This window comes from Streptomyces sp. B15 (assembly GCF_018070605.1).
GTDB lineage: Bacteria > Actinomycetota > Actinomycetes > Streptomycetales > Streptomycetaceae > Streptomyces > Streptomyces smyrnaeus.
Genome location: NZ_JAGPXJ010000036.1, coordinates 44,158 through 64,024, shown reverse-complemented (window position 1 = coordinate 64,024; position 19,867 = coordinate 44,158). Strand labels below are relative to the sequence as shown.

The window sequence follows — 19,867 nt, the reverse complement described above, 5'->3', positions numbered from 1 at the left end:
CGCCCGCGGTGGAGCCCGCGCGCAGCGGCAGGCTGCCCGAGGTGAGCAGCCAGCCGCCGGTGCCCAGCGGCGGGCCGGTGTGCTCGGAGGCGCGGTGGACGGTGCCGTCGGCGTCGCGTACCAGGATGGGCACGTGCCCGGCGGAGGCGTAGCGGAGGCAGCCCTCGTTGGGGTCGTGGACGGCGTAGACGCAGGTGGCGATCTGGGAGGCGTCGATCTCGGCGGCGAGCCCGTCGAGCAGTTGCAGGACCTCGTGCGGAGGCAGGTCGAGCCGGGCGTAGGCACGCACTGCCGTGCGCAGCTGGCCCATGACGGCGGCGGCGCGCACGCCGCGCCCCATGACGTCGCCGATGACGAGTGCCGTGCGGCCCGCCCCGAGGGTGATGACGTCGTACCAGTCGCCACCGACGGCCGCGTCCGTGCCACCCGGTTGGTAGGTGGCTGCGACCCGCAGGTCGTCGGGCTGTTCCAACTCCTGGGGCAGCAGACTGCGCTGGAGGGTGACGGCGGCCTCGCGCTGGCGGCGTTCGCTGGCACGCAGCCGTTCCACCGCCTGCACCTGGTCGGTGACGTCGGCGGCGAAGATCAGCACGCCGCTGTCACCCGATGTGGTGATGGGAGTGCAGGTGAAGGTGTAGTAGCCCGGACGTCGCCTGTTGCCCGGCGCGCCCTGCTGCGGGGGGACCCGGCGGGACTTGACCGTGCGGGGCCGCCCGCTGCGCCGCACCTGGTCCATCAGCGGGAGCAGGCCCAGTTCGACCAGTTCGGGCAGCGCCTCCCGGGCCGCGGCGCCGGTGGGGCGGGGGCCGAAGACGTGGCTGTAGGCCTCATTGACGAAGGCGATGCGGTGCTCGGGGCCGTGCACGACGGCCACCAGCGCGGGAACCTGCCCGAGCAGGGCGCGTACGGGGAGCGCGTCGATGGCACGTCTGCGCTTCCACGCCGCTCGTTCGGGTTCGGTTCCGGACGCCGAGGCGTGCTGGGCGTACTGCGGTTCCGACTCGGGAGCGGTTTCCGGGTCGGTTTCGGGCACGGTCCCGGGGTCGGTACCGGGGTCGGTCTCGGCGGGCGGGTGGTTGCGTGCGGCGGGGACGGTGGGCGTCTCCGTGCCCTCGGGATCCTCAAGGCCCTCGGGACCGTCAGGGCTCTTTCGAGCGCCCTCGTGACGCGCGTGCCTCGACCGCCCGGACGCCGACTGCGTGGACCGGTCGGGGGCCGTTGCCTGGTCGGGGACCGTGGGGTCGACGACTACGGGGTCGGCGGTCGCCGGGCGCGCTGTCCCGGCCGCTTGTTCGCCGCTGCCGCTGTCGCTGTCGCGGCCGGTCCCGTCGGCGCTGTCGCTGTCGCTGCCGGAGTCGTTGCCGACGCCGTCGTCACCGTTCCCGGCGTCTTTGGCTGTGTCGTCGGCGTCGTCGGCGTCGTCGACATCGCCGCCCTTGCCGGCCTCGTCCGTGCCGCTGCCGGAGGTACCGGAGGTACCGGTCGACTGCGCTCGCGCCTTTATCGCGGCCTGGGCGGCAGCGGTGCGCCGCTGTGTGCCGGGCAGTCGGGCGCTCCACCGCGTGAAGTTCACGTCGTCCGATTCCTTGTGTGGTTCGCTGTGTTCGCTCGGGTCGCTCGGGCCGCTTCGGGGTCACGCTTCGCAGACGCGGGCCCACCCATGGTCACATGTCCAGTGTGGCCCACCGTGCCGGTGGAACCCCTCAGTTCTCGTCGGGGCGCCGTACCGTGCCCGCCGCGAGTTCGAACTCGGCACGGGGGTGCTCCAGCGAGCCGAGAGAGACGATCTCTCTCTTGAACAGGCCGGAGAGTACCCATTCCGCCAGCACGCGTGCCTTCCGGTTGAAGGTCGGCACCCGGCTGAGGTGATAGGCGCGGTGCATGAACCAGGCAGGGTAGCCCTTGAGTTTCCGTCCGTACACGTGCGCGACGCCCTTGTGCAGTCCGAGGGAGGCGACGGACCCCGCGTAGGAGTGGCGGTAGGGGGTGGGTTCCCGGCCTTCGCACACCGCTGCGAGGTTGTCGGCGAGGCGGCGTGCCTGGCGGACGGCGTGCTGCGCGTTGGGGGCGCACAGCGGCCGTTCCGCGCCGTCCGCCGATGCCGCGCCCCGGGCCCGGTCCTGGGCCGGTTCCGCGGCCCGTTCCGCGGCCGGTTCCGCCGCGAGGTCGGGGACCGCCGCGGCGTCCCCCGCCGACCAGGCGTGTGCGGTCCCCTGGACGCGCAGTGTGGGCTCGCATCGGAGCTTGCCGCGCGCGGTGACGGGCAACCCGGTGCGGGCGAGCAAGGGGTGGGGCTTGACCCCGGCCGTCCACACCAGGGTGCGGGACGGGTGCCGGGAGCCGTCGCTGAGGACGGCGACCCTGTTCTCGCACGAGTCGAGGCGCGTTTGCAGGCGTACGTCGATGTTGCGGGCACGCAGCTCGCGCAGCGCGTAGCCGCCCATCTCCGCGCCGACCTCCGGCAGGATCCGGTCGCTGGCCTCCACCAGCAGGAAGCGCAGGTCGTCCGCGGAGATGTTGTGGTAGTAGCGGCAGGCGTAGCGCGCCATGTCCTCCAGTTCGGCCAGCGCTTCGACACCCGCGTAGCCGCCGCCGACGAAGACGAAGGTCAGGGCCGCGTCGCGGAGGGCGGGGTCCCGGGTGGAGGAGGCGATGTCGAGCTGTTCGAGCACATGGTTGCGAAGCCCGATGGCCTCCTCGACCGTCTTGAAGCCGATGCCGTGCTCGGCCAGGCCGGGGACGGGGAGGGTGCGCGAGACGGAGCCCGGTGCCAGCACCAGCTCGGTGTAGGGCAGTTCCAGGGTCTGCGGCTCGGGCCGCTCCCCGGGGGCCGCGTGCGCCGCGCGGGCCGCGTCGGACTCGGCCGTGGCGAGGGTCGAGATGTGCGCGACACGGCGGTCGTGGTCGATGGTGCGGGCCTCGCCCACGATGACCTGGCAGTGCGGCAGCACCCGGCGCAGCGGCACCACGACATGCCGGGGGGAGATCGACCCGGCGGCGGCCTCGGGCAGGAACGGCTGGTAGGTCATGTAGGGGTCGGGGTCCAGGATGGTGATGGCGACCCCGTCGGCGGACTCCAGTGACGTGGCGACGGGCGCGTCCGGCGCACCGAGGGCGTCCGGCGCGTCCGGGGCGGGGGCCCCGTCGGCGCCGACGGCCTGTCGGAGCCGCTGCTTGAGTCTGCGCTGGAGGCGCAGCGCTGTGTACATGCCGACGTAGCCGCCGCCGACGATGAGGATGCGCGCGGGTTTCGCAGGTTCCTTCGTGGCCTTCGTCACCTGACCATGACGCACCCTCGGCCCCTCGTTTGTCCACAGGACACGTCAATCATGTGACCGGGCCACGCCGGGCGCACGTTGTATCACCGGCTTCGTACGGGACATGGTCCGTGCAGGTCACCGCCGGGGTGCGGGGGGCGCGCGGGGCGTGAGGGCAACGTACGGCCGGTACGGGGACGCCGAGGACGACGGGCCGTGCCCGAACGCCCTCTTCTCTCTCAGGGTGGGCTCAACTATGTTCGTATCCCAGCGGGTACGGCCTGTGGACCAGTGCGCCGTATTCCGACCCCGCGGACGCGGGGGTCTCCGGGGGGAGACATGGATTTACCGGGGGAACAACGATGCACATTCAGGGTATTCACGGCTCTCGTGCCGGAGCGGCGCCGACCGCTGTCTCCGCCGTTCCGGAGGGCCAGACCACCGCGCACGCCGCCGCAGCCGCAACCGCGACCGCGGCGGCCCGGCGCACGACACCGCTGAGAGTGGACGCACAGCGGAATCTCGAACATGTACTGCGCGCCGCGCGCGAGGTCTTCGGCGAGCTGGGTTACGGAGCGCCGATGGAGGACGTCGCCCGGCGGGCACGGGTGGGGGTCGGGACGGTCTACCGCCGCTTCCCGAGCAAGGACGTACTGGTCAGGCGGATAGCCGAGGAAGAGACGGCGCGGCTGACCGAGCAGGCCAGGGCCGCGCTGGGCCAGGAGGAGGAGCCCTGGTCGGCGCTCTCCCGCTTTCTGCGCACCTCCGTCGCCTCGGGGGCCGGACGGCTGCTGCCACCGCGGATACTCCGGGCGGAGACCCGTCCGGACAGTGCGCTGCGGGTGCCGCCGCAGCGCACCTCCGTACAGGGCGGATACGTCGAGGCGCCGACGTACACCGAGGGCTCGCAGCCGGACCTGCGGCTGGTGGAGCGTCCCACCGCGCTGAGCGAGTCCGAGGCCGCGTACGACGGGCTGGACGACGATCCGGGAGCGGCGGAACTGCTGGAGGTCGTCGGGCAGTTGGTCGCACGGGCGCGGGAGGCGGGTGAGCTGCGCCCGGATGTGACGGTGGGCGATGTGCTGCTGGTGATAGCGACCGCCGCCCCCTCGCTGCCGGACGCGGCACAGCAGGCCGCGGCCTCCACCCGGCTGCTGGACATCCTGCTGGAGGGGTTGCGCTCCCGCAGCGTGCACTGATTTCGGCTTCTCCTGCGAGGCCGCGGCTTCCCCGTAAAGGGTCTCTTCATTCGGAGAGCCGTGCGAGAAGACCCGAACGGGTGGTTGGTCTGCTTGTCGGGTTCCTGTCCGCGGGTGCTGTGCCACGCTGACGCGATGGTCAGCACGCTGGGCGGGTACGGAAGTCGCGGCTATGGGTGGTGACAAGGAGCGGGAGCCCGGTAAGCCCTGCCCGGGTTCCTCCCGGGGGGCATCCGGACACCCCGTCCCGCGTCAGGTACCCGAGCAGCGCAGGCGGCAGGGCACCTCGCCGGGACGCGACGGGCACGCCCGGCGCGGCGGGCACGGCGTCTCCGACATGGAGCTGCTCTCCCGGATGCGGGAGGGCGACGACGCGGCGTACGAGGAGCTGTACCGGCGGCACGCCGAACCGGTGCGCCGCTATGCCCGCACGTGCTGTCGGGACGCGGACACGGCGGAGGATCTGACGGGCGAGGTCTTCGCGCGCACCTTGCAGGCCGTACGCGGCGGCAAGGGCCCCGAGGCCTCGGCGCGGGCCTATCTGCTCGCCTCCGTACGGCATGTGGCGGCGGACTGGGCGCGCACCCGGCGGCGGGAGCGGCTGGTGGACGACTTCGCGGCCTTCGCGCAGTCGGCGGCTGCCGCCTCCGCGAGCCGGCACGAGGAGACCCTCGACGTGGGCGCCGAGGTGCGGGCGATGCGGGAGGCCGAGGAGAAGCTGGTCGTCCGGGCGTTCCGGAGTCTGTCCGAGTACGACCGGATGCTGCTGTGGCACACCGCGGTGGAGGGCGTTCCGCCGCAGGAGGTGGCGCCGCTGCTGGGCAAGTCACGCGGCGCCACCGCGACGGCGGCGCACCGGGCGCGCGAAAATCTCAAGCAGGCGTACCTGCAGGCACATGTGAACCAGGCGCTGACGGAGGGCGGTGAGTGCGCCCGCTACGCCGACCGGCTCGGCGCCTACGCGCGCGGCGGGCTGCGGATGCGGGCCGAACGCGGACTGGCCCGGCATCTTGAGGAGTGCCCGGCGTGCCGGCAGGCGGCGTCGGAGGTCAAGGACCTCAACGAGCACATCAGGCTGCTGGTCCCGGTGGCCCTGGTGGGCTGGTTCGGAACGGCGAGCGGCGCGAAGGCGTTCGCGGCACTGCTGGGTGGCGGTGCGACGACGGCAGCCGCGGGAGGTGCGGGCGCGGGAGGTGCTGCCGGAGGCGGCGGTGCGGCCTCGGAAGGGCTCGGCGCCCCCGCGAAGGCCGGCATCGGGCTGGGCGTGGCCGCGGCAGCCGGTGCGGTGCTCGCCTACGCGCTGACCGGGGGCGACGGCGAACCCCCGAAGAAGTCGCAAGCACGGCACCCCACCCCGCCCGCCGCGCCCGGACAGCCGCCGAAGAAGGCCGATCCGGCGCCCCGTCCCGAGCCGCAGCCCGAGGGGCCGCAAGCCGAGGAGCCGCAGCCCGAGCCGCCCGCACCCGAACCGGCGCCGCCGCAGGCCGCGCCGCGCCCCGCATCCAAGCCGACTGCGGACCCGACGCCGGACCCGGCGCCGGACCCGGCGGCCGAGCCATCGGCGCCTCCGGAACCACCGCGGCGCCCCGAGCCGGAGGTGCCGCCGCCCCCGCGCCACCGTCCCGAGCCGCCGCCCCCGCCGGCCGAGCACCACCTGATCGAGGTCACGCGCGACACCGTCACGCTCGGCGCGGGCGACGGGGAGCGCCAGGTGCGGCTGGTGGTGGAACGTCACCCCTCGCCGGGGGGCGCGCTGCCCTCGGTGGACACGCTGCCCTCGCTGGAGATGTCGGCGGTGGGCCGGTCGCACAGCTCGTCCAGCCGTTCCACGGCCGCTGCGCCGGTGAGCGGCGGGCGGCCGTCCGTGCCGGCGCCTTCCGCGCCGATGCCGGAGTAGGCGCGGATCGTGCCGTCGAGCCGGAGCTCCGGAACGCTCGCGGGCAGGTCGCCCCGCAGCCGCTGGGCCGCGTCGGCGAACTGGACGGCCAGCGTATGGCGACCGTCCAGGTGCAGGATGTAGCCGGCGGTCAGCAGGGCCTGGCCGATGAGGTTCTCGGGGATGCCGACCTCCAGCCCGGTACGGATGGCGGTGCGGATCTTCCGGATGGCCTCGGGCAGCAGCTCGGCCCCTTCACAGGCGGTGATACGGGCGTCCAGCACGCACATCATGACCTCGAACATCGCGGGCGGCGTGCCGATGGACGCATGCTTGCGGGCCTGGGTGTGGAGCTTTCGGGCCCGTTCGATGTCGTCGGCCTCGGTCGCCGCGACGGCGCGGACGAAGACGGCGATGGTCAGTGCGTCCTTGATGCCCAGCCGTTCGGCGTCCTCGATGGCGCGCTGGGCGAGCTGGTCGGCCTGCTCGGTGTCGCCGCGCCGGAACCAGATGTCGGCGATGCGTGCGAGCAGCAGCGGCATCTCGGTGAGGGCGCCGAGCTGCTGTGCGTGGCGCAGGGCGACCTCGCACTCGGCGCGGGCGTCGTCGTAGCGGCCCTCCTGGAGGGCGACTTCCGCGCGCAATCCGCACATCTGGCTCAGCAGCCAGCGGTCGCCGGTGCTCTCCGCCAGGGCGCTGATCTCCGGGAGGTCGTCCTTGGTCGCGGGCACTCCCCCGGGCAGGTCCATCTGCACATGGGCGCGGAAGAGCAGTGCGACCGCCAGGTCCCACGGTTCGCTGTGGCGTCGGCAGTTGGCGACGGACACCTCCATCAGGGCCGCCACGCCCTTGTTTCCCTCGATCAGGTAGCCGGTGAACGGCCAGAGCATTCCGGGGAAGCGGGCCGCGACCGGGCCCGGTTCGCGGAAGGTAGCGACGACTTCTTCGGCGACGGCCTTGTGGCGCGGGTCGGTGAGGAATTCCTGGGTGTGGTGTTCGGCCAGCAGGAAGTAGTGGAGCAGTTGGAGCTCCCGGAAGAGCACTTCCCCGTCCTCGTCGCGCTCGTCCCTTCCGGCGGGAAGCATCGACAAGGCCGCCTCGACCCAGTGCGCGCCCTCGTCGCGGTAGTTGCGCAGCCACCAGAACCATCCCGTGCCGCGGACCAGGGAGACGACCGCACGGCGGTCGCCGTTGCGCAGCGAGCGGTGCAGCGCCGCACGGATGTTGTCCAGGTCGGCCTCGACCCGGGGCAGCCAGGAGAGTTGTTCGGCGGAGCGGAGACGGGGTTCGGCCGCGCTGGAGAAGCGGAGGATCTGGGCGGTGTGCCGCTCCTCGGCCGCCTCGCGGTCGTCGGGGTGTTCGGCGGCGCGCTCGCGGGCGTAGTCGTGGATCGTCTCCAGCATGCGGTAGCGCACGCCGGTACCGGAGAGGGCGGGCGGTTGGTCGGCGACGAGGATGGACTTGTCCACGAGGGCCGAGAGCAGGTCCAGGACGTCGTCGGGGTGAAGGCGTCCGTGTTCCGGGCGGGCGTCCGGCGCCGCCGGCCCTTCCGCGTCCTCCGGAGCTCCGTCCGCGCACACGTGTTCGGCGGCCGAGAGGGTGCAGCCGCCCGCGAAGACGGACAGCCGCCGTACGACGGTGCGTTCGCGCTCGTCCAGCAGGTCCCAGGACCAGTCGACGACCGCCCGCAGGGTCTGCTGCCGGGGCAGTACGGTACGGCTGCCGCTGGTCAGCAACCGGAAGCGGTCGTCGAGACGGTCGGCGATCTGGCGCGGGGTGAGCGAGCGCAGCCGGGCCGCGGCCAGTTCGATCGCGAGGGGCAGTCCGTCGAGACGGCGGCAGATCTCCGCCACGGCCTCCGGGTCCTCGCTCGTACGGAACCCCGGGCGGGCCGCGGCGGCGCGGTCGGCGAACAGGCGGTGTGCGGACGCGGGCGGCAGCGGTTCGACCGGGCGCACCCTCTCGCCCGGCACGCCGAGACGTTCACGGCTGGTGGCCAGCACGGTGAGGCCGGGGCAGTGCGCCAGCAGCGTCTCGGCGAGGGTGGCTGCGGTGTGGACCACGTGCTCGCAGTTGTCGAGCACCAGCAGCAGGCGGCGCTGCTCCAGGTGTTCGACCAGCAGCGCCGTGGCGTCTCCCTCGCCGCCCAGCGGGCGGGTGCCCTCGGTGGCGGCCGTGGACAGTGCGGTCACCCGCCGTCCGAGGGCGCTGAGCACGGCACCCGGAACGGCGGCGGGATGGTCGAGCGGTGCGAGCTCCACCAGCCAGGTGCCGTCCGGATAGGGCGCCGCTTCGGCGCATGCCGCTGTCGCGGCGATCTGTTCGGCCAGCCGGGTCTTGCCCGAGCCGCCCGGGCCGATCAGCGTGACCAGCCGGGAGGCACCGAGGTCGGCGCCGATGGCGGCGATGTCGGGCTCCCGTCCGACGAAGCTGGTCAGCCGGGCGCGGAGGTTGCCCAGCGGTGTCCGGGCGGCGGCTTCGGCACGCTGATGCTCGGCGGCCCCCGGTGAGGCGTACTCGCCCTGGTGACGGGAGGGCATGGCGCGGGTGCCCTCGGCGTCGACCGGCGCGGCACCGGTGCCCGCCGCCGCGCCCGACGCGGGAGCTGCGGGGCCCGACGCGGGAGCCGCCGGGCCCGACGCGGGTGCCGCCGGGCGGGAAGCCGGTGAGGTGGCGGCGGTGCCCGGGGTGCCGGCGGCCAGCAGTTCGGTGTGCAGCGCGCGCAGTTCGGGCCCCGGGTCGGCACCCAGCCGGGCGGCTATGCCCCGGCGTACGGACTCGTAGGCGGCCAGCGCCTCGGCCGTACGACCGCTCTCGTGCAGGGCACGCAGATACAGCGTCTGCAACGGCTCGTCGAGCGGATGTTCGGGCGCCAGCTCGCGCAACTCGGGCAGCACCCGCGTTGCCCGGCCCAGCGCGAGGTCGGCGGCGAGGCGGCGCTGGAGGGCGGTGTGCCGCAGCGCCTCGGCGCGGGCCGCGACGGGGGCTCGATGGGGAAGGTCGGCGAGCGCGGGGCCGCGCCACAGCGCGAGGCCCTCACGGAGCACGGCGGAGGCCCGTTCGGCGTCGCCGGCCTCCAGGGCGCGCTCCCCCTCGACGGCCAGGTGTTCGAAGCGGATCAGATCGATCTCGTCGCGCTGCGGGTCGACCCGCAGCCGGTAGCCGCCGGGCAGCGACTCGACGGCGTCCTTGCCGAGGGCCCGGCGCAGCCTGCCCACGAGCGCCTGCAGCGCGGCCGGGGCGTTCTCGGGCATGGTGGCGGGCTCCGCGTTCCCCCACACCTCGTCGATCAGCGTCTCCGGAGAGGCGGGCGCGCGGCTGTGGGTGTGCAGCGCGAGGGCGGCGAGCAGCGCACGCAGCCGCTGCCCGCCCAGTGGGAGAGGCCGTCCGGCCTCGTCGCGGGCCTCGCTCGCCCCCAGGATCAGATACCGCACGCGCCCATTGTCCCTGTAGGCGCCGACACAGCCGCGTGCTTTTTTCCATGGGGCTCCGCCTGGTGTGCTCCCTGGCAGGGCTCGAACCGGCCGGCGGCGGCGGGGGCTCGCCGGGTCACCCCGGGGTCGGCGGGAGGATCCGTTCGTAGCGGGCGTCGGGGTGGACGCCCGCCGCCGCGGCACGGTGACGGGGCGCGGCGGCACCGGTCCAGCAGGTGCCGCGCCGGGCCAGCAGACGGCTGAGCCACAGCTCCATGGAGACCAGGTCGGCGATGCCCTCCACGGGCAGCTGTTCGCCGCGGGCCACCCGCTGGATGGCCTGGCGTACCACGCGGGCCTCCACCAGACCGGCCTCGGCCAGCAGCGGCGCCCGGAACAGTTCCAGGAGCTGTTCGGCGGCCAGCCGTACACCCGTGCGGAGGGCGGCGTGGTGGGTGGCGTGGGTGGGGGCGCCCCAACCAGGAGGGACATCGTGCACACCGGCACCCGCGAGTGCCGCGCGCAGTATGGAGGCGCGCGCCCCTGGGCGTACGCGCAGCGCTTCGGGCAGCTCTCTGGCCGCACGGACAACCTGATTGTCGAAGTACGGGGAGTGCAGCCGCTGGTTGCGGATCTCCACCGCCTGTTCGAGTACCCGGTGGTCGGCTGCGGCGCGGGCGAGCGCGGCCCGAGCCCGCCGTTCGCCGGGCCGCTCGACGGACGGCCGGGACTGTGCGGTGGCCTCCAGCCGCAGCGAGACCTCCGCCAGCGCCTCCCCTGTCAGCCAGCGCGCGGCAGGCCCGGGGCGGCACCAGGTGAGCGCGGCGACGGAGGCGTCCACCGCGCTCTCGCCGCCTTCCGGGTACGGCGCGAAGGCGGCAGCGGTGAACGAACTGTCGCGCAGCTGCGCCGCCGTCTCCACCACCCCGTCCCGGTAGGGCGTACGGGCGAGCCTGCGCGCAGCCCGGTAGATGGTGACGGGCACCCGCAGCGACCGGCCCCCGACCTGGCCCTGCGCCTGTCCCTCGGCGCGGGCCAACGCGGCGACGGGCCGCACCAGATGGCGGCGGCGCCGGTCCAGCAGCAGATCGGCGAGGCGGGCCGGGTGCGCGTCGATGACCTGGCGGGCGCCCACGCCGAGGAAGTGGTCGGCGCTGCCCGCACCGAGGCGGTGCCGATGGCGTTCGGCGGTCACCAGGGAGGGCCCCGGCTCGTCGGTCAGTGGACCGTTGGCCAGGTCCGCGTAGGGCAGGGTCTCTTCGCCGCCGGTGACCACCACATGGCGCAGCCGCGGGTTGTCCGCGATGGTGTGCGCCCGCTCCAACTCGGCGAGGTGGCTGTCGGCGCCCGCGGTGCCGCTCGGATCGGCGGCGCCGCCCAGGGTGAGGTCGTTGAAGGTGACGGCCAGCAGCCGCTCGCCGGCGCCGGCCGCGCCGGAGCCGAAGACGGTGCCCGGTGTACCCGGCAGCCCGGCGGCAAGCAGTGCGAGGGTGCCAGAGGCGGGCCCGCCGGACAGATCGGCGCCGACACCGGGTGCCGGGCCACCGCGCGCCCGCTGCCGGTCGGCGGGGCCCATACCGGGCACCGGGCCCGGATCGCGTACGGCGCCTACGTCGATGTCGTGTTCGGCCGCGTGCCGCGGGGCGGTGAGCCGGGCCCGTACGGCTTCGACGAGCGCGTCCCGTACACCGGCGACCGCGGCCTCCGGGTCGACGGGCGGGGCGCCGACCACGAGCGAGGCGGACGACTCGTAACTGGTGACCTCCCGGCTGCCGCCGTCCCGCACGATGAGTGCGTGCCCCGGCGGCACCCGCCGCACCTCGCGGTAGGGGGTGCCTTCGCCCAGCGCTTCCGGGGCCTCCGGGCAGGCCAGCAGAGCGGCCAGGTGGCCGAAGTCCAGCTCGGCCTCGACGAGGTCGGCGAGCGGCAGCGCGGCCGTCGCATAGGCGGTACCGCCCGCCCAGGGGACGTGGAAGACGGGCCGGGCGCCCGCCAGGTCCGCGGCGATGGTGATGCGGCGGCCCACGCAGGCGACGGTGGTGTAGCTGCCGGGCCACGCGGTCAGGTGGCGAAACGCTCCTCCGCGCGCGGCGATCAGTCCGAGGCGCAGCTCTTCGTCGGTGGCGCCGCAGCAGCCGAACACCGCCAGCCGGTCGCCGGGTCGGGCCTCGACGACGCGGATCTCGTCGGGCCGCCAGTCACCGACGGCCCACAGCGGATCGGGGCCGCCCCACAACACCTGGGCGCCGACGGGCTGGAGGACACCGTCACTTCCGTCGGGGAGGTGCGCGGTGTGTGGCGCGTGCCCGTAGGGGCCGTACGAGTCGTACGGATCATGGGAGCCGTACGCGTCGCCGGAGTTGTGGCCGGAGCTGCGGCCGGCGTTGTGGTCGACGTGGTGGCCGGTACGGGAGTCGGCGTGCGGGTCGGGGTAACCGGCTGCCCTGCGGCCTCCGTTGGCGGTGGAGCGGGCGGACCCGCGACGACCGGCGGGCGCTGCCGCAGCGCTGCTCCACCCCACCAACCAACGCATCGCCGCCTGCCTTCGCGTCACTCCGCGGCTGTCTGCCGCACCCCGCGCGGGCGTCCGGGGCGGCGGGTGCCTGCCGCCCGGAAACCGCTGCCGTTGCGGCTATGGTGCCACGAGAGTGGCGCACGAGAGGCGTGTAAGGGGCGCATACCTGAGCGCAGTACGCTGCTCCTCTTCCGCCGCACAGCGCCCCCGAGGAGTCCGCGCGTTGCCGGAACGGCAGCGGCATATACCACTGGCGTCCGCATCCGGCACCGCACACGCGACCGATGTCATTCGGCCAAATATGAGCGGTCCCCACCGTGCCGTGACAGCCGTCTTGACCGCTTGCCACGCAACGGCGAACGGGCGGCGTACCGAAGGCAACCGGGGTGAGCGCGACGGAAGGACACGATCCGCACGGGACGTGTACGCGGGGCGCGCACCCCCGTCGCATGCGCGGGGCACGGAAGCAGGGAAGGGGGCACACGGCAAGCGGCGTCCCGGTCGGTGCCGCGTCGGCGCAGCGCCCGCCCGGCCGGCCGGAGCAGCGCCCCCGGACGACGGGCACGCGGTCCGGACGGCCGAGACGCTCAAAAGCGAGCAGCGGGGCCCAGGGCGGAACAGGACGGCACAACACGGCGCACGGCAGGTCCGCCGGGGCGCGGCGGGAGAGATCGAGGAGCGGCCGGGAGGCAGCGTCGCCCGGCGGGGAGCGCGCTCGAGAACCCGCTCCCCGCCCGCCGTGTTACCCACGGAAACCCCACGTCCGCGCGTATGCGGCGCGGAGGTCCGGGCGGCTGCGGCGCGGCGCCGCGCCCGTTCCGCCACGGTTCCGTGGCCGGGGATTCCGCACGGCCTCCCCGGCGAGGCACCCACCCCTCGGGCCTCGTTCCATCCCCGTCCCGTTGCCGGGCCGGAAGGGGCGTTGCGCACCTCCCGGCCCGGACCGCCACCCGCGGGGAATGAGGCGGCGGTGTCCCCCAGCCCACTGACCATGTACAGCGGGCCGACCCACGCGACTCCCATCGAACCTCTCCCTCCTTCGTGTCCGGCAGGCGCATGACGAGGCGCACAGCCACACACCCGGGGCACGGCGACCGGCGCCGACGAAGCCGTGCGTCCCACGGACGGCGCGCACGATTCCGGCCGGTCCGAGCGGGGCAGTATGGGGGTGGCACGTGACCCCCGCACGTACACGCGTACGGACATAGATCTCGCCATCCGGCATGACGCCTCTTAACGGTCGGGATCCGGCGAACTACGCTGTGTTCGCAGTGCTTTCCGCGCCGCGCAGTGCGCAGTGACGGGAGGGGGCCCCGCGCCGCAGCCGCGGGGCGGTCGTCGGTGTGGTCAGGGGTGCGCATGTCCAGGGAGTCACGCGGGCCGAATGAGAAACTCGGCACCGTCCTCGCCCTCGCAGGGATCAGCAACGCCGGACTCGCCCGACGGGTCAACGATCTGGGGGCCCAACGCGGCCTCACTCTTCGGTACGACAAGACGTCGGTGGCCCGCTGGGTTTCGAAGGGGATGGTGCCGCAAGGTGCGGCGCCCCACCTCATCGCGGCTGCCATCGGCAGCAAGCTCGGTCGTCCGGTGCCGTTGCACGAGATCGGTCTCGCGGACGCCGATCCGACCCCCGAGGTCGGGCTGGCCTTCCCGCGTGACGTCGGAGCCGCCGTCAAGTCGGCCACCGACCTCTACCGTCTCGATCTCGCCGGGCGGCGCGGCGGCGGCAGCATCTGGCAGTCCCTCGCCGGCTCGTTCGCCGTGAGCGCGTACGCCACCCCGGCCTCGCGCTGGCTCATAACCCCGGCCGACAGCTCGGTCGCCCGTCACGTCGAATATCTGGAGGGAGCCCACCCGTCCGGCGACGGGGCCAGAGCGGACTCCCCCGCCGCCGGCGGGCTCCTGGCTGTCGCCGAAGGGCGGCTGCGCGAGGGCCGGGACGGGCGGGACGGCGACGCGGAAGGGGGCGGCACCCCGCTGCGCGTCGGTCACACCGATGTCTCCAAGCTGCGTGAGGCAGCGGACGAGGCGCGCCGATGGGACTCCAAGTACGGCGGCGGGGACTGGCGTTCGTCCATGGTCCCCGAGTGCCTGCGGGTGGACGCCGCGCCGCTGCTGCTCGGCGCCTACACCGACGAGGTGGGCCGCTCCCTGTTCGGCGCGACGGCCGAACTGACCCGGCTCGCCGGTTGGATGGCGTTCGACACCGGGCAACAGGAGGCCGCGCAGCGGTACTACATCCAGGCGCTGCGGCTCGCCCGGGCCGCCGCCGACGTGCCGTTGGGTGGCTACGTCCTCGCCTCCATGTCGCTCCAGGCGACCTACCGGGGCTTCGCGGACGAGGGCGTCGACCTGGCGCAGGCCGCGCTGGAGCGCAACCGCGGACTGGCCACCGCGCGGACGATGAGCTTCTTCCAGCTCGTCGAGGCCCGCGCGCACGCCAAGGCGAACGACGCACAGGCGTGCGCCGCCGCCCTGTCGGCGGCCGAGAGCTGGCTGGAGCGCTCCCGGGACGGCGACGCGGATCCCTCCTGGCTCGACTTCTACTCCTACGACCGGCTCGCCGCCGACGCCGCGGAGTGCTACCGCGATCTCAAGGCGCCCCGCCAGGTGCGCCGGTTCACCGAGAAGGCGCTCTCCCAGCCGAAGGAGGAGTTCGTCCGCTCGCACGGGCTGCGGCTCGTCGTCTCGGCCGTCGCCGAGCTGGAGTCGGGCAACCTGGATGCCGCCTGCGCCGCCGGGGTACGCGCCGTGGAGGTCGCCGGCCGGATCTCCTCGGCACGCACCACGGAGTACGTCCGCGATCTACTGCACCGCCTGGAGCCGTACGGGGACGAGCCCCGCGTCGCCGAGCTGCGCGAGCGGGCGCGACCGCTGCTGATGACCCCGGCGTGAGGAGGGCCGACGGGTGAGCCGGGGAGGCACGTGAGCCGGGAAGGCGGAGGCAGTTCATGATGGGGGGCGTGTCCTCGACGTCCGGAAGACTCGACTGCGACGTGCTCGTGATCGGCGCGGGCATCGTCGGCCTGTCCACCGCCCATGCCCTCACCCGCCGGGCGCCCGGCACCCGGGTCATCGTCCTGGAGAAGGAGCCCGGCCCCGCGCGGCACCAGACCGGGCGGAACAGCGGCGTGATCCACAGCGGCATCTACTATCCGCCCGGCTCCCTCAAGGCGCGGTTCGCGCTCGAAGGCGCGGCGGAGATGGTGAAGTTCTGTGCGGAGTACGGCATTCCGCATCAGGTGACCGGCAAGCTGATCGTCGCCACCGAACACCGGGAACTGCCCCGGCTGCACGCCCTGATCCAACGCGGCAGACAGCACGGCATCCCCGTACGGGAGCTGGGGCCGGTCCAGATCGCCGAGCACGAACCACATGTACGCGGCCTCGCGGCCATCCATGTGGGCACGACGGGCGTGTGCGACTTCGCCGCCGTCGCCGCCCAGCTCGCCCGGCTGGCACAGGACGCGGGCACCGAGACCCGGTACGGCGCCGCCGGCCAGGTCACCGCGATCGACCGCCGCCCGGGCCGCGGGGTCGCCGTCCGCACAGCCGACGGTGCGGTGGTGCGGACGCGCGCCCTGGTCAACTGCGCCGGGCTGCACTGCGACAGCATCGCCCGACTCGCCGGAGACACCCCACAGGCCCGCATCCTCCCGTTCCGGGGCGAATACTCCGAACTGGCACCCGAGCGGGAACATCTGGTGCGCGGACTCGTCTACCCGGTGCCCGACCCGGCGTTCCCCTTCCTGGGCGTGCATCTGACGCGCGGCGTGCACGGCGGCGTACACGTCGGCCCGAACGCCGTCCCGGCACTGGCCCGCGAGGGATACGCGTGGCCGACCGTACGCCCAGCCGAAGTGGCCGGGCTCCTCGCCCACCCCGGCGCCTGGCGGATGGCCCGCCGCCACTGGCGGTACGGAGCCGGCGAGGTACGGCGCTCGCTCTCCCGCCCGGCGTTCACCGCCGCCGTGCAGCGCCTGCTGCCCGAGGTGACGGCAGCCGATCTGCGCCCCGCACCCGCCGGCGTACGCGCCCAGGCCGTACTGCGGGACGGGACGCTCGTCGACGACTTCCTCCTCGCCGAGGGCCCGCACACCGTCCACGTCCTCAACGCACCGTCCCCGGCGGCGACCGCCTCACTGCCCATCGGACGGGAGATCGCCCGCCGGGTGGCCGGAGCGCTGGGCGGCGGCTGACCACGGGCCACGGGGTCGGCGCCCGCGGGCGGGCCTCGTTCCGTTCGCGGGCGCACCTACGCTGGGCGGGGCCCCACGGTGGGTGCCTACGGTGGGCGGATGCCTACGGTGGGCGGGTGCCCACGGTGGCTGTCGGAGCCTCGCGCCTCCGCCTGGCCGCCTCCCCGTAAAATTGAGACATCGTGTCCGACAGCAAAAACCTCCCCCAACCCGACGACCCCGCCGTCCCGCATGCCCTCGCCCACGCCCACGCCGATGGCCGGGTGCACCCCGCCCCTCAGCCCGACCAGGGCCGTACTCCGGTCGACCCGGCAGGCCCCCGAGACGAACCGAAGGACGCTGATGATGACGGCTCCAAGGACGTTCACAACGGTCCGCGGCAGGCCGACGACGACTCGGCCGGGCCCGGTGGCGGACGGGCATCACGGGTGATGGCGCGCATGTTCCCGCCCGGTGCCGGGCCCTCACCCGACCCGGCAGGGTCGCACCACGAGCGTCGTATCCGCAGCTTCCAGCCGCGCCGCAGCCGGGTGACCAAGGGGCAGCGCGCGGCGCTGGAGCGGCTGTGGCCCCAGTGGGGGTTCGACGTGGACGGGCTGCGCAAGCTCGACCTCGGTGAACTCTTCGGCGACCCGGAGCTGCCCGTCGTGCTGGAGATCGGCTTCGGAATGGGCGAGGCCACGGCCCGGATGGCGGCTGCCGACCCGGCCACCGGCGTCCTCGCCGTGGACGTCCACACCCCCGGCCAGGGAAACCTGCTGCGCCTCGCCGACGAGCAGGGCCTCGGCAACGTACGGGTGGGCAACGGCGACGCGATCATCCTGCTGCGGGAGATGCTGGCCCCCGACTCGCTCTCCGGACTGCGGATCTACTTCCCCGACCCATGGCCGAAGGCCCGCCACCACAAGCGGCGCCTGATCCAGCCCGAGTTCCTCGACCTCGCGGCCGGACCGCTGCGGTCGGGCGCGCTCGTGCACTGCGCGACGGACTGGGAGAACTACGCGGAGCAGATGCTCGACGTACTCAGTGCCCACCCCGAGTACGAGAACACCCAGGCGGACGGCGGTTTCGCGCCCCGGCCCGAGAACCGCCCGCTCACCCGCTTCGAGGGGCAGGGGGTGGACAAGGGCCACAAGGTCCGCGACCTGCTCTTCCGCCGCCGCTGAGCGCCGCGCGCGGTACGCCGCGACGGTGACACCCGCCCGGCCCCCGGCAACGGTGGCTGAGGCGTGACGGCCGCCGGACACCGGTTGTGGCGCTGCCGCAGCGGTCGTCACCCACACTGGTTACTGTCAATGGGTGCATGACGAGGCAAACGGCGCCCCCGGCGCGCCGCCGAACCCGAGGACGCCCGGGCCTTCCGACGGCCCCGCGTCCGTCCCGCCCGCATCTCCTGGCCGGCCGGAGAGCCCCCAGGACCGGGTACCGGAGACGGAGCGGGGTGGATCGCGGCCCGAGGACGGCACGCAGTCGGCACAGCCCGAGCCCGCCCGGACGCCCCCGCCGATGCCCGCGACCACGCACGACCCGGCACCGGCGAACCCCTACGCGCCCGCGGATCCGTACGCGCCAGCGGATTCGTACGCGCCGACGCCGCAGAGCCCCCCTGGTACGAATCCGTACGGCGCGCCTCCGTACGGCACGGCCCCGTACGGCACGGCCCCACACAGCACGACCCCACACGGCGGCCCTGCCCCGTACGGCGCGACGCCTCCGGCCGTACCCGCGGCGACCCCGCAGCCCCCCGCACCCGGTGGGCCGAAGCCCGCTGCGGGCGAGAGCACCGGCGCGATGGGAGCCCCCCGGGCGGCCGGCACCGTTCCGCCGGCGGGCCCGCACTACCCGGAGGTGGCCGCGTCACCGGGCCAGGGCCCGGGCCCGGCACCGAACCCGTACCCGTACCCCGCGGCCCACTCACCCGCCCCGCCCCACCCGTCGTCCACGGACAACATGCGTACCACCCCCACGGGCGGTGGCGGAGCCGAGCACGAGGGGCCCGCGCACACCATGCAGACGCACCCGGTGCCGTCCTGGTGGCAGCGCAATCAGCGTCCCCTGCGCGCCACAGCAGTCATCGTGCTGCTCGGGCTGTGCGGACTGATGATCCTGGCGCTGGTCCGCGAACAGACGGGGACGCAGGGCCTGCTGGTCGGATTCGGACTGGCGCTCTTCCCGGTACCGCTGCTGCTGGCGGCCTTCCGTTGGCTGAACGCGCCGCAGCCCGCGCCGTGGCGCAACCACCTCTTCGCCTTCGCCTGGGGCGCCTGCGCGGCGACACTGGTGGCCATCCTCGCCAACGGCTTCGCCACCGACTGGCTGGCCTCCTCAGTCGTCGTCGACTCACCGCACCAGGCGGACACGCTGGGCGCCACCGTCATAGCCCCCGTCGTCGAGGAGACGACCAAGGCGGGGGCCATCCTGCTGCTCTTCCTCTTCCGCCGCCACCACCTCGACAGCGTCGTCTCCGGCATCGCCGCGGCCGGCATCACCGCCGCCGGTTTCGCCTTCACGGAGAACATCCTCTACCTCGGCACCGCGTACGGGGAGGACACGATGCTGGACCCCGAGAGCCTCTCCAAGTCCGCGACGGCCGGCACCTTCCTCATCCGCATCATCTTCGCGCCCTTCGCGCACCCGCTGTTCACGGCGATGACAGGCATAGCCTTCGGCATGATCGCCGCCCTGCCGCGGCGACGGCGCGCCCTGCGCTGGATACTGCCGCTGCTGGGCTGGTTCACGGCGGTGCTGCTGCACGCGATCTGGAACGGCTCCGCGTCCTTCGCCAACTACACGTTCCTCGCCGTGTACGGCCTCTTCATGATCCCCGTCTTCGGCGCGCTGACCTGGCTGGCCATCTGGTCCCGGCTGCACGAGCTGCGCGTCGTACGGGACACCCTGCCCGCCTACGCCGCGGCCGGCTGGTTCAGCGAACCGGAACCCTGGTCCCTCTCCTCCATGCGGGCCCGCTCCATGGCCCGCGCCATGGCCCGCCGCAGCCACGGCCCCGAGGCGGCCCGCACCGTCACCGCCTACCAGCACGACGCCACCGCCCTGGCCCAACTCCGCTCCCGCGCCGACAACGGCGCCACCGCCCCCGACTTCGCCGCCCGCGAGCACGAACTCCTCCAACGCCTCTGGACCAACCGCCCCCTGGCCGGCCCCCCCACCACCAGCGCCGCCCTCGCCCTGAGCCGCCCGACGACACCGATGTGGGCGGGGTATCAGGTGGGGCGGTGAGGTGCCTGCTGAGTCGCAGTCCTGAGTCGCGCCCCGTCTCCAGCCTGTGTTACAGCGGCCCTACGGCCAATGATGGCGGCGTCGCCCTGCACATTCACGTGATCAGGAGCCTCATGTCGTAGCCCGCTGGTACAACGTTCAGTAGAACTTGCGGCCCAGAGGGGGGAC

The 19,867-nt window shown here is 74.0% G+C and carries 9 protein-coding genes and 1 pseudogene; 6 read left to right on the top strand and 4 right to left on the bottom strand.

What is annotated here, in order from left to right; all coding sequences use genetic code 11:
- A partial coding sequence (locus KBY19_RS18105; protein ID WP_307843547.1) for a SpoIIE family protein phosphatase occupies positions 1-1,573 on the bottom strand: 1,573 nt, incomplete at its 3' end.
- A 130-nt stretch (positions 1,574-1,703) separates the two neighbouring features.
- On the bottom strand, positions 1,704-3,209 hold the full coding sequence (locus KBY19_RS18100; RefSeq protein ID WP_247691117.1) for an NAD(P)/FAD-dependent oxidoreductase: 1,506 nt from the start codon (positions 3,207-3,209) through the stop codon (positions 1,704-1,706).
- A 410-nt stretch (positions 3,210-3,619) separates the two neighbouring features.
- Here KBY19_RS18100 and KBY19_RS18095 point away from each other — a divergent pair, with 410 nt between their 5' ends.
- Together KBY19_RS18095 and KBY19_RS18090 are read left to right on the top strand one after the other, a co-directional pair.
- A complete protein-coding gene (locus tag KBY19_RS18095; RefSeq protein ID WP_210966174.1) occupies positions 3,620-4,456 on the top strand; it encodes a TetR/AcrR family transcriptional regulator in 837 nt (278 codons plus the stop codon).
- Between the two features lie 172 nt (positions 4,457-4,628).
- Positions 4,629-6,353 (top strand): sigma-70 family RNA polymerase sigma factor, encoded by a 1,725-nt coding sequence (locus KBY19_RS18090; RefSeq protein ID WP_247691108.1) that lies wholly within the window; start codon positions 4,629-4,631, stop codon positions 6,351-6,353.
- A 1,775-nt stretch (positions 6,354-8,128) separates the two neighbouring features.
- On the opposite strand, the pseudogene KBY19_RS36570 reads toward KBY19_RS18090, so the two are convergent.
- Positions 8,129-9,586: pseudogene (locus tag KBY19_RS36570) on the bottom strand (BTAD domain-containing putative transcriptional regulator); the annotation flags it as partial.
- Positions 9,587-9,881: 295 nt separating this feature from the next.
- Positions 9,882-12,278: an asparagine synthase-related protein gene (locus KBY19_RS18080; RefSeq protein ID WP_210966172.1), complete on the bottom strand. Its 2,397-nt coding sequence runs from the start codon at positions 12,276-12,278 to the stop codon at positions 9,882-9,884.
- A gap of 1,341 nt (positions 12,279-13,619) precedes the next feature.
- Between KBY19_RS18080 and KBY19_RS18075 the strand changes: the two genes are divergently transcribed.
- The 4 genes from KBY19_RS18075 (at position 13,620) to KBY19_RS18060 (ending at position 19,699) form a co-directional block, all read left to right on the top strand.
- On the top strand, positions 13,620-15,158 hold the full coding sequence (locus KBY19_RS18075) for a sporulation protein (protein ID WP_099882482.1): 1,539 nt from the start codon (positions 13,620-13,622) through the stop codon (positions 15,156-15,158).
- Between the two features lie 56 nt (positions 15,159-15,214).
- A complete protein-coding gene (gene lhgO / locus KBY19_RS18070; protein WP_210966171.1) occupies positions 15,215-16,462 on the top strand; it encodes an L-2-hydroxyglutarate oxidase in 1,248 nt (415 codons plus the stop codon).
- A gap of 182 nt (positions 16,463-16,644) precedes the next feature.
- Complete coding sequence (gene trmB, locus KBY19_RS18065) at positions 16,645-17,628, top strand: tRNA (guanosine(46)-N7)-methyltransferase TrmB (RefSeq protein WP_307843546.1); 984 nt, start codon at positions 16,645-16,647, stop codon at positions 17,626-17,628.
- 841 nt (positions 17,629-18,469) lie between these two features.
- The gene (locus KBY19_RS18060; RefSeq protein ID WP_247691116.1) at positions 18,470-19,699 is read left to right on the top strand and encodes a PrsW family intramembrane metalloprotease; all 1,230 of its coding nucleotides are present in this window, start codon (positions 18,470-18,472) and stop codon (positions 19,697-19,699) included.
- Positions 19,700-19,867: the final 168 nt, after the last annotated feature.